The sequence below is a fragment of the Sphingomonas sp. Leaf208 genome, from assembly GCF_001421415.1.
Taxonomy (GTDB): domain Bacteria; phylum Pseudomonadota; class Alphaproteobacteria; order Sphingomonadales; family Sphingomonadaceae; genus Sphingomonas.
The window spans coordinates 121632-133733 of record NZ_LMKH01000035.1; the positions used below are offsets into that span (position 1 = coordinate 121632).

Consider the following 12102-nt stretch of genomic DNA (forward strand, 5'->3'; position numbering starts at 1 on the left):
GCTAGCGCCATTCCTCCCCGKRMCGGGGAGGATTTGAGAGTCCCATGACCGACTTCCTCCTAGAACTCCGCTCCGAAGAAATCCCCGCCCGGATGCAGTCCAAGGCGCGTGAAGACCTCGCCAGGCTGTTCACCGCCGAGCTTGCCAAGGCCGGCATCGCCACCAGTGCCATCGTCACCTACGCGACCCCGCGCCGCCTGACGCTGATCGCCCGCGACCTGCCGCTCGAGACTGCCGCCGTCTCCGAAGAAACCAAAGGTCCCAAGACCTCAGCGCCCCCCCAGGCGCTCGAAGGCTTCCTCCGCAAAACCGGCCTCACCCGCGAGCAACTGATAGACCGCAACGGCACGCTCTTCGCAGTCACCGAAAAGCCAGGCCGCGCCACCGCCGCCGTGCTCGCAGAGGCGATCCCCGCGATCGTCCGCGCGTTCCCGTGGCCGAAGTCGATGCGCTGGGGCGACGCCTCCGCCAGTACCGAGTCGCTCCGGTGGGTCCGCCCGCTGCAAGGCATCGTCGCGCTGCTCGGCGAAGAGATCGTGCCGTTCGAGATCGCCGGCATCGCCAGCGGCGCCGCCACGCTCGGCCACCGCTTCCACCACCCGTACCAGATCACGATCGGCGGCGCGCACGACTATGTCGAGAAACTGCGCGCCTGCCACGTCATCGTCGACCACGACGAACGCGCCACGCTGATCCGCGACCACGCCCGCGAAGCCGCGATGCAGGCCGGCCTCGAACTGATCGAGGACGAAGGCCTCGTCGCGGAGAATGCCGGGCTCACCGAACGGCCGATTCCCCTGTTAGGCCAGTTCGACCCCGCGTTTCTCGACGTCCCGCCCGAGGTGATTCAGCTCACGGCGCGCGTGAACCAGAAATATTTCGTCTGCCGCGAGGCCGATGGAAAACTGGCGAACGCGTTCGTCTGTACCGCTAACATCGCCGCCCACGACGGCGGCGCGAAGATCGTCGAGGGCAACCGCAAGGTCCTCGCGGCAAGGTTGTCGGACGCGAAGTTCTTCTACGACACCGACTTGAAGGTCCCGCTCGAAGAGCAGGCGGAGAAGCTGTCGAAGATCGTCTTCCACGAAAAGCTCGGCACCGTAGCCGACAAGGTCGACCGCGTCGCGAAGCTCGCGCGGTGGCTGGTAGAAGAGGGCATAATCCTCCTCGGAACGGGGAGGGGGACCAGCGAAGCTGGTGGAGGGGGTGCGCCGCGAAGCGCAGCGTCCGCGGAGAACCCCCTCCACCCTCAGCCTGCGGCTGACGGTCCCCCTCCCCTTGCAGGGGAGGAATTGGCAGATCTCGCAGACCGCGCAGCCCGCCTCGCAAAAGCAGACCTCGTCACCGGCATGGTCGGCGAGTTCCCCGAGCTGCAAGGCCTGATGGGCGGCTACTACGCCGCCGCGCAGGGCGAGCACCCGGCCGTCGCCACCGCCATCCGCGACCACTATAAGCCGGTCGGTCAAGGCGACGACGTCCCCACCGACCCGGTAACGGTGGCCGTAAGCCTGGCGGACAAGCTGGATACGCTGGTCGGGTTCTTCGCTGTCGATGAAAAGCCTTCGGGATCCCGTGACCCTTACGCATTACGACGGGCTGCTTTGGCGGTAATCCGTATCACCGTTAACCAAAATTTACGGGTGAAACTTGGCGATGTAATTCGTGTGACTTTGGTAGAGCTCGCTCGGCGGGCAGCTCAATTGGAGACGCGGGCCGATTTAGCAGCTTTGTGGACTGCACTAGCTCGTAACGCTGATGATATTGAGTTAGTGCGGCAGCGATTTTTACAGTTGATCAACGACGATCAATTCACCCGTTCAAACGTAGCCCCCCATCTCTCGTCTCGGTCAGCGGTTGATCTGATCGCCTTCTTCGCCGACCGCCTCAAAGTCCAGCAACGCGAAGCCGGCGTCCGTCACGACCTGATCGACGCGGTGTTCGCGCTCGGCGGCGAGGACGATCTCGTCCGCCTGCTCGCGCGCGTCCACGCGCTCCAGGCGTTCGTGACCACCGAGGACGGTGCGAACCTGCTCGCCGGCTACAAGCGCGCCGCCAATATCCTGAAGAAGGAAGCGCCGAAGGACGACGCCGCCTCTTCTGCTCCCATCCCTGAAAGGGAGGGGCCGGGGGTGGGTAGCCCTCGTGGGAACGCCGCGCCCGCCTCGGACCGACCCACCCCCAACCCCTCCCTTCCAAGGAGGGGCGAAGAGGAAACGCTGTCCTACACCCCCGAACCCGCAGAGACTGCGCTGATGACCGCGCTCGACTCCGCCGAACCCCGCGCAACGGCCGCGATCGCACGCGAGGATTTCGCCGCCGCCATGGCCGCGCTCGCCTCGCTGCGCGCGCCGATCGACGCGTTCTTTGATAGCGTTATCGTCAACGACTCCGATCCCGCCAAGCGATCCGCTCGTCTCGCGCTACTTGAGCGAGTCCGCGCCGCAGTGCACAACGTGGCAGATTTCTCGAAGATCGAGGGGTGATTTGAGGCGAAGTGCAGATGCTCCCAGCGTCTGCACTTTGTGCACTTCCGCGCCGTCTTGCGGGTAAAAACAAACACTTAGAGGACCGACCATGACCCAATATGTGTACCGCTTCGGCGGCGGTGTTTCGGATGGCGGCAAGGGCGACAAGAACCTGCTCGGCGGCAAGGGCGCGAACCTCGCCGAGATGGCGTCGATCGGCCTGCCGGTCCCGCCGGGCTTCACGATCTCGACCGATTTCTGCGCGGTCTATTACGACGAGGGCGGCCAGTTCCCGCAGGGCCTGCGCGACGAGGTCGCAACCGGCCTCGCGCACATCGAGAGCGTCACCGGCAAGACGTTCGGCGACCCAGCCGACCCGCTGCTCGTCTCGGTCCGCTCGGGCGCACGCGCGTCGATGCCGGGGATGATGGACACCGTCCTCAACCTCGGCCTCAACGACGAGACCGTCGAAGGCCTCGCCGCGAAGTCCGAGGACGCGCGGTTCGCCTGGGACAGCTATCGCCGCTTCATCCAGATGTACGCCGACGTCGTCCTCGAACTCGATCACGGCGCGTTCGAGGAAGCGCTGGAGATCGCCAAGGAAGACCAGGGCTTCACGCTCGACACCGAATTGTCTGCCGACGACCTGCGCAAGCTCGTCGGCGAATATAAGGGCCTCGTCGAGAAGCTCTGGGGCAAGCCCTTCCCGCAGGACGTCCACGATCAGCTCTGGGGCGCAGTCGGCGCCGTCTTCGGCTCGTGGCAGTCGGAGCGTGCGAAAGTCTATCGCCGCCTCAACGACATCCCCGGCGGCTGGGGCACCGCGGTCAATATCCAGGCGATGGTGTTCGGCAACATGGGCGACACCTCGGCGACCGGCGTCGCGTTCACACGCGACCCGTCGAAGGGCGACCGCGCCTATTACGGCGAATTCCTGATCAATGCGCAGGGTGAGGACGTCGTCGCCGGCATCCGCACCCCGCAATATCTGACCAAGACCGCGCGCGAAGACGCCGGCGCGAAGGCCTCGTCGATGGAAGAGGCGATGCCCGAGGTCTATCATCAGCTCGCCGACGTGTTCGACACGCTCGAAAACCACTATCGCGACATGCAGGACATCGAGTTCACGGTCGAGAAGACCAAGCTCTGGATGCTCCAGACCCGGGCCGGCAAGCGCACCGCCAAGGCCGCGCTCAAGATCGCCGTCGACATGGCCAACGAGGGTCTCATCACCCGCGAGGAAGCGATCCTGCGCATCGAGCCGATGGCGCTCGACCAGCTGCTCCACCCGACGCTCGACCCCAAGGCGCACCGTGACGTGCTGACCAAGGGCCTCCCCGCCTCGCCGGGTGCAGCCTCGGGTGCGGTCGTGTTCGACGCCGATGCCGCCGAGAAGAAGGCCGCTGACGGCGTCGCCGTGATCCTCGTCCGGACCGAGACCTCGCCCGACGACATCCACGGCATGCACGCGGCAAAGGGCATCCTCACCGCGCGCGGCGGGATGACGAGCCACGCGGCAGTCGTGGCGCGCGGCATGGGACGCCCCTGCGTTTCCGGCGCCGGCACGCTGTCGATCGACGCCAAGGCGAAGATCATGCGCTGCGGCGGCCGCGAGGTGAAGGAGGGCGACCTGCTCACCATCGACGGCACCACCGGCGAAGTGATGATCGGCGCCGTCGCAACCGTGCAGCCCGAGCTGTCGGGCGATTTCGCCACGCTGATGGTCTGGGCCGACGAGGTCCGCCGCCTGAAAGTCCGCGCCAATGCCGAGACCCCCGAGGATTGCCGAGTCGCCCGCGAGTTCGGCGCCGAGGGCGTCGGTCTCTGCCGCACCGAGCACATGTTCTTCGAGAGCAGCCGCATCACCAACGTCCGCCAGATGATCCTCGCGTCGGACGAGAAGGGGCGCCGCGTCGCACTCGAGAAGCTGCTCCCCGAACAGCGCAAGGACTTTACGGAAATCCTCGAGGTGATGGCGGGGCTCCCAGTGACGATCCGCCTGCTCGACCCGCCGCTCCACGAGTTCCTCCCGCACGAGGAATCGGAATTCGCCGAAGTCGCGACCGCGGCGGGCGTCGACGTCGACACCCTCAAGCGTCGCGCCGCGGAGCTGCACGAGTTCAACCCGATGCTCGGCCATCGCGGCTGCCGTCTCGGCGTGACCTATCCCGAGATCTACGAGATGCAGGCCCGCGCGATCTTCGAGGCGGCGGTCGACGTCGCCGAGAAGTCCGGCGCCGCCCCGATCCCCGAAGTCATGATCCCGCTCGTCGCCACCCGTCGCGAGCTGGAACTGATGAAGGCGGTCGTCGACAAGGCCGCCCAGGCCGTGTTCGCGGAAAAGGGCCGGACGATCGAGTATCTCGTCGGCACGATGATCGAACTCCCCCGCGCAGCCCTCCGCGCCGGCGAGATCGCGGAAGTCGGCGAGTTCTTCTCGTTCGGCACCAACGACCTGACGCAGACCACCTTGGGTGTCAGCCGAGACGACGCCTCGCGCTTCCTCGGCGCGTATGTCGAGCAGGGCATCTACGCCAAGGACCCGTTCGTCAGCATCGACGTCGAAGGCGTCGGCGAACTGATCGAAATCGCCGCCGAACGCGGCCGCAAAACGCGGGCAGGCATCAAGCTCGGCATCTGCGGCGAACACGGCGGCGACCCGGCCAGCATCGCGTTCTGCGAAAAGGTCGGCCTCGATTACGTCTCGGCTAGCCCGTACCGCGTCCCGATCGCCCGCCTTGCGGCAGCGCAGGCGGCACTCAACAAGAAGTGACGTGAAACCCCCCTCTCTCGAGCCTCGGGAGAGGGGGGGCAATCAACTACACAGGCCTGCTGGCGGACCGGCCAGCGCGGGCAGGGCAGGCGGGCCGGCGAGCGACGGCGTCGGCCCCGGCAGCGAAAGGTCGGTCGCCCGCGCATAATAGGGATCGGCTTCCGCCTCGGGCAGCGTCACGAAACGAAACCCCATCTCGCGGTACAGAGCGAGCAGTTTGGGCAACATCCGCGCATCGAACGCCCCGACATGCATCAGCAGGACATAGGGAATATCCCGTCCCACCTGAGCCTTGGCCCGCGCCCGCGCCGCCGAAGCCGCAACGCGCGCATCCCGAAGAAAGCTCGCCTCAAGCGTGGTGATCGCACCCACATCCCGCTTGACCGAGCAGGCGACATAGACCGGGTTCCAGCTGAAATCGTTGAAGCTCATCGTCACCGCCGCAGCCCGGTACCCCCGAGCCCTGAGGTCGGCACGAGCCGCGTCGCGAACACTGGGCGTGCTACCCTCCGACAGGAACGGATATCGAAACCAATGCCAATCGGTTCCCTTGGCGGCAGCAGCAAGCGGCGCTTCGTTCCGCACCATATCGGCGGAAAACGCAGCCGCGCCCACCTTGTCGAGATTGGCATGCGAATAAGTGTGGTTGCCAAGCGGCAGGCCAGCGGCGCGCCACGCCGCTATCGCCTTCGCAGCATCATCCGGCGCATCCAGCCCGAAACCCGCGTTCAGAAACCCGAACGCCGGCGCCTTCCCAGCGGCCAGCGCCCCGGCAATCGCCCGGATCACATCCACCCGAGTCTGCCCCGGTACGAGCGGACCATGGGCAGGAATATCGTCGAAGGTGATCGCGATGGCAGGCCCCTTGTCCCCGCCAGGACCGACCGGCACAGGGGCCGCAACCCCGATCACCGATCGCGACCGAGCAGGCGTGCGCGAATTACCAAACAGACTCAGCGGTACGGCCTCGCCCATAGTCCGATAGCCCGCCTCGGACGGGTGCAGGTGATCCCCCGAGTCATACGCGGGGGACAGCCGATCGGGATGCGCCGGGTCGCGCATCAATCGGTCGAAATCGATGACGGCGTCGAACACCCCGGACGTGCGAATGAAGCTGTTGACGGCCTGCCGATCCGCCTCGTTCTCCGCGATGGGATGATAATAAGTGTTGCCGCCGAACGGCATCACCGTCCCGCCGATTACCTTGATCCCGTGAGCATGCGCCCGCGCGACGACCTGCGCGAACCCGCCTGTGATTTGCGCGACGATCGCGGCATGTTGCGCGGGAGTGGCGGGTGCCTCACGCGTCAGCACGCCAAGGTCATTCACACCCTCCAGCACGATCGCCCAGCGCACGCCGCTACGCGCGACCACGTCGCGGTCGAACCGTGCGAGCATATTGGGACCAAGCCCGTCGAGCAGAACGCGGTTGCCGCCGATCCCCGCATTGACGACGCCGATCGCGCGTGTCGCCGTCGTTCCGCGAAGTCTTTGTGCTAGCACGTCAGGCCAGCGGGTGTTGCGCTCGGGCTTCACGCCGTAACCGTCGGTGATCGAGTCGCCGATCGCCACGATCGTACCCGCCGTCGGTGCGGCAGCGACCTCGACGTCCGCGAGCGCATACCAATGCGTCGTCGGCGTCGCGCCCGCCAACGTCGCGTCCGCCAACGCGTTGCCGGCCAGCGTGAAACTCGTAGCGCGGGAGCCGGGGTGGCCGGTCTGCGGGCTGGCGGGGTCCGACAGATACAGGCTGATGGCGAGATCGGCACCCGCTGCTACGGGGAACGCGACCGGGTCGCTATAGATCTCCGCGCCGGCCGGGATTACCGCGTCGCTCCGGCCGGAGAAGGTCAGCCGCGCGTCGCCTTCGATCCGCGGCGTACCGGGGGCGACCGATCGAGCGACGTACGCGCCGCCGATCGCCAGTGGGCGCGTGCCGAACGCGTTGGAGAGTCGGATGCGTACGCGTTCGCCGCCGGCGGAGACCCGCACCACCTGGCGCAACGTGATCGCACCGGCCCGATCGGCTGGGAGCGCATTGTCGCCCTCGGCGATCATCTGCGACGATCCCCATGTTGCAATCCAATGTGCGTCTCGGGGCGGCGCAGTGTCCCGCGCGCCCGCGCCCGTCACGATCAGGGCGCCCAACACCAGCGCTACCGGCCATCGTCTCATCATCGCGTCCTCGTCCTCTTATCCAGTGTCAGCGCGCAGCTATTGCGGGTTGCCGGGCGCGTACGGAAAGCGCTGTGCCTTGTACCATGCCAGGTCATGTGCGGGTGCCGCGGCGCCCGCCGGTAGCGGCAGGCCGTTGACCGACATCCAATAGGCAAGGCTCGCATCGCGCCACCAGCGCGCCTCGCGCTCTTGGACCGCTAGATACGTCGCGGTCTTTGCCCAGCGCTCGGCGTCGACCTCGGTCTTCACGCCGTCCCACTGCCGACGCATGCCGGCCACGTAGCCCACGCCCGCATCGTAATCATGGACCATTTCCGCCCACACCGATCGCCCTGAGTTCGTCCGGTACGTCCAAGGCACATGGTGGAACCACAGCAGGTCGCGCTCCGTCGTCGTTGCAGGGGCGGCCAGCTTGCGGGAAAGCTCGGGCGCGTATTGCGCAACCGCGTTGCTTCCCGTCTTGGTCCGATCGAAGCCGATCCCGCCCTTATCGGCGCGGTGGTAATAGACCGGGTTCCATTCGGGGCGCTTGAGGTCGGCCACCCACGGGCCGGGGCCGTAGTGATGCCCCGTCGCCATGACGTGCGCGAGGCCCAGCGGTGTCATATAGTCGACTACCGCCTCACGCGATCCCATCATCATCGCGACCACCGGGTCGACGATTTTCGGGGAGGGGGCGAAGGTCATCGCCGCCCACTCGCGGGCGACGGGGGCTGCGCCGAGCGTCGGATCCCACGCCATCCGTCCGAACGCGTACCAGTTCGCCTGGTTGAAGGTGGAGCCTGCCCAGTCGCGGTCGCGGCCGATATTCGCCACGCCCGCCATGCCGGTAAGTCTATGACCTTCGACCGAGCCATCGACGACCTTCGCCACGGTTTCGCCGGGCGTCCGCATCGTCTCGCTGCCGAGCGTCTCGGCGAACAGCGGCCCGAGATAGGCGAGGTGCGTCGCGAAGCCGAGATACTCCTTGGTGATCTGGAACTCGATCATCAGCGGGGTCTTGGGCATCGCGCCGAACAGCGGGTGGAACGGCTCGCGCGGCTGGAAGTCGATCGCACCGTTCTTGACCTGGACGATGACGTTCGGCGCGAACTTGCCGTCGAGCGGCTTGAATTCGGTATACGCCTGCTTCGCGCGGTCATCGGGGTCGGTCTCGGCATAGACGAACGCGCGCCACATCACGATCCCGCCATGCGGTGCAACCGCGGCGGCGAGCATGTTGGCGCCGTCCGCGTGGCTGCGGTGGTAATCACGCGGGCCAGGCTGCCCCTCGCTGTTCGCCTTGACCAGGAAGCCGCCGAAATCGGGAATGCTGCGATAGATCTCGTCGGTCTTCGCCTTCCACCAAGCAGCGACCTGCGGATCGAGTGGATCGGCGGTCTTCAACCCGCCGAGTTCGATCGGGGCCGAGAACCGTGCGGACAGATACACCTTGATCCCGTACGGCCGGAACACGTCAGCGAGCGCGGCGGCTTTCGCGATGTACGGCGCGGTCAGGCTTTCCGTCTTCGCGTTGACGTTGTTCAGGACGGTGCCGTTGATCCCGATCGAGGCGTTGGCGCGCGCGTAGTCGGTGTAACGAGGATCGCGGAAATCGGGGAGCGTCCACCAGTCCCACAGCGACGCGCCGGCATAACCACGCTCGACCACGCCATCCAGATTGTCCCAGTGATTGAGCACGCGCAGCTTCACCCGCGGCGTCGAGGCCAGGTCGATTCGGTCGATGCTGCCGCCGGTCTGCAGATGTCGCAGCAACGCGAAGCTGCCATACAGCACGCCGCGATCGGTGTTGGCGGTGACGAGGAGAACCCGGCGGCTGCCGAGCGTGACTTGTCCAACGCGGTACCCTTCATCGCCGAGCGCTGCCAGCGGAAGGCGGAGTGCTGCGACGTCGCGATCATTGGCGGTGGCCAGCAGGATCGGCAGCGTACTCGTCCCGAACAAACCTACGCCGCGGCGTAATTCCGCCGCGGCCACGTTCAGCGTAGGTGTATCGCCGCGCGCCTCGATCGTGGGTGCGCCGCGCGCGCCTGTCGTCGCCGAAGCCGGATATCGCAGCCAGAGATCATAGCCGTCTTCAGCTTGCGCCGGTCCGGTCAAACCAATTACCGCTCCGAACAGAAGCGCGAACTTACCGATCCATCGGCCGAATATCGTCATAATCCTCTCCCGCCGTTCCGCACCACATTGACAGGATCGCGGATGATCAGCCATGTTATCGCTATCACGACGACGGCTTCGACAGCAATGCCGCGTTTCACATTAGGAGATAATCTTGGCCGGTACGAAGACAGCAGGGAACGCGCCGACCATGATGCCGACCCGGCGTGACCTTTTCGGCCTGCTCGGCTCGGTCTCCATTACAGGGCTTATTCCCGGCGTTGCGTACGCCGCGACCGCGTCACCCACCTACCGCGATCCCCGCGCGCCGGTCGATCTTCGAGTCCGCGACCTGATGGCGCGGATGACGTTGGAGGAGAAAGTTGGCCAGACCATTTCCCTGTGGGCGACCAAGGCTGACGTGATGGTGCCGGGTGGGCTTGATTTCGATCCGGCGCGCGCGACCGCGGCGTATCCGGCGGGGTTCGGTCAGGTCACGCGACCGTCCGACAAGCGCGGCGGCCCTTCGGTCGCGGTAACGGCCGGCGGCACCGGGGCCGCGTGGCGGGGGACAGCTTCGACGATCGCGTTCGTCAACGCGGTCCAGCGTTGGGCGCGCGGCACGCGGCTCGGCATCCCGGTGATCTTCCACGAGGAATCGCTGCACGGCTACATGGCGCCCGACGCGACGATGTTCCCTCAGGCGATCGGCATGGCCGGCGCGTTCGACCGCGATCTGATGCGACGCGCGCAAGTGATCATCGGTCGCGAGGTGCGCGCGCACGGCAGCCACCTATCGCTGTCGCCGGTCGTCGATATTGCCCGCGATCCGCGCTGGGGCCGGATAGAGGAGACGTTCGGCGAGGATCCGTATCTGTGCGGCGAGATGGGGGTCGCCGCGGTCGAGGGGTTGCAGGGCGACAGCACGACGCTGGCACCCGGCAAGGTCTTCGCGACGCTGAAGCACATGACCGGCCACGGTCAGCCCCAGGCGGGCAACAATATCGGTCCCGCTCCGATCGGCGAGCGCGAACTGCGCGAGAGTTTCTTCCCGCCGTTCCGCGCGGTCGTGACGCGGACCGGGATTGGCGCGGTGATGCCATCGTATAACGAGATCGACGGCGTGCCGAGCCATGCGAACCACTGGCTGCTCGGCGACGTGCTGCGTGGCGAATGGGGATTTTCGGGCGCGATCGTCAGCGATTACGGCGCGATCGAGGAGCTCGACACGATTCACCACATCGCGCGCGACCTGAACGGCGCGGCGAAACTGGCGCTGGCTGCCGGGGTCGACAGCGCGCTGCCCGACGGTCTGGCCTATCGCACGCTCCCCGCGCAGGTGCGCGCGGGGACGGTGCCGATCGCGCAGGTCGACGCCGCCTGCGCGCGCATGCTGGCCTTGAAGTTCCGCGCCGGCCTGTTCGAGGAGTCGCCGGTCGATCCCCGCGCCGCCGCTCGTCTGACCGGAAACGCGGAAGCGCGCGGCGTCGCGCTGGAGGCCGCCCGCAAATCGATGTGCCTGCTGACCAACGACGGGACGCTACCGCTCGCGCCCGAGGGCAAGATCGCGGTAATCGGGCCCAATGCAGCGGTCGCCCGGCTCGGCGGCTATTCCGCGCCGCCGCGCCAGACGGTGTCGCTACTCGACGGCGTGCGTGCACTGGTCGGCGGCGTGGCAACGATCGTCCATGCGCAAGGCGTCTTCATCACGCAGAGCGAGGACCGGTCTCAGGACGCGGTGCTGCTCGCCGATCCCGCCAAAAACCGCGCGCTGATCGCCGAGGCGGTCGAGGTCGCGCGCGGGGCGGACACGATCATTCTCGCGATCGGCGATACCGAGCAGACCAGCCGCGAGGGGTTCTCGGCCAATCACCTGGGCGACCGCACAACGCTGGACTTGCTCGGCGAGCAGAATGCGCTGTTCGACGCGCTGCATGCGCTGGGCAAGCCGATCGTGATCGCGGCGATCAACGGGCGTCCGCCGAGCTGGCCGGGCGTGATGGCGAAGGCGAACGCGGTGCTCGAATGCTGGTATCCGGGGCAGGAGGGCGGCACGGCGATGGCCGAGGCGCTGTTCGGGCGGATCAATCCGGGCGCCAAGCTGCCCGTGACGGTGGTACGCGAAGTCGGGCAGGTGCCGTTCTATTACAACCGCAAGCCGTCGACCCAGCGCGGCTATCTGTTCGCGGAGACGGCGCCGCTGTTCCCGTTCGGGCACGGGCTTAGCTACACCCGCTTCGAGGTGAGCGCACCGCGGCTGTCGGCGGCGAGGATCGGGATCGCCGGCAGCGTCGGGATCGAGGTCGACGTCGCCAATATCGGCCAGCGCGCCGGTGACGAGGTCGTGCAGATCTACGTGCGCGACCAGGTTTCGTCGGTGGCTCGGCCGGTCATGGAGCTGAAGGGGTTCGAGCGCGTGACGCTCGCGCGCGGCGAGCGACGGACGTTGCGCTTCACGCTCGGCCCCGATGCCTTCGCGCTATGGGATGTCGACATGCGCGAGGTCGTCGAGCCGGGCTTGTTCACGATCATGGCCGGGCCGAGTTCGGCACAGCTGAAATCCGCCATCCTCGAAATCGCCTGAAG

General features: G+C 66.8%; 5 protein-coding genes. 3 read left to right on the forward strand and 2 right to left on the reverse strand.

The genetic code is table 11. The annotated features are described in order from the left end of the window. The first annotated feature begins 44 nt into the window (after window positions 1-44). A complete protein-coding gene (gene glyS, locus ASE69_RS15660; RefSeq protein ID WP_056488658.1) occupies window positions 45-2483 on the forward strand; it encodes a glycine--tRNA ligase subunit beta in 2439 nt (812 codons plus the stop codon). 91 nt (window positions 2484-2574) lie between these two features. Further along, window positions 2575-5238: a pyruvate, phosphate dikinase gene (gene ppdK, locus ASE69_RS15665; RefSeq protein WP_056488661.1), complete on the forward strand. Its 2664-nt coding sequence runs from the start codon at window positions 2575-2577 to the stop codon at window positions 5236-5238. A gap of 42 nt (window positions 5239-5280) precedes the next feature. On the opposite strand, the gene ASE69_RS23040 is transcribed toward ppdK, so the two are convergent. Continuing rightward, window positions 5281-7416 carry a GDSL-type esterase/lipase family protein gene (locus tag ASE69_RS23040; RefSeq protein ID WP_235518855.1) on the reverse strand — a complete coding sequence of 712 codons (2136 nt, stop codon included), beginning with the start codon at window positions 7414-7416 and terminating at the stop codon, window positions 5281-5283. Window positions 7417-7452: 36 nt separating this feature from the next. Further along, a complete protein-coding gene (locus tag ASE69_RS15675) occupies window positions 7453-9576 on the reverse strand; it encodes an alpha-glucuronidase family glycosyl hydrolase (protein WP_056488664.1) in 2124 nt (707 codons plus the stop codon). Between the two features lie 154 nt (window positions 9577-9730). On the opposite strand from ASE69_RS15675, the gene ASE69_RS15680 reads away from it, so the two are divergent. Beyond that, complete coding sequence (locus ASE69_RS15680; RefSeq protein WP_056489404.1) at window positions 9731-12100, forward strand: glycoside hydrolase family 3 N-terminal domain-containing protein; 2370 nt, start codon at window positions 9731-9733, stop codon at window positions 12098-12100. The last annotated feature ends 2 nt before the right edge of the window (window positions 12101-12102 follow it).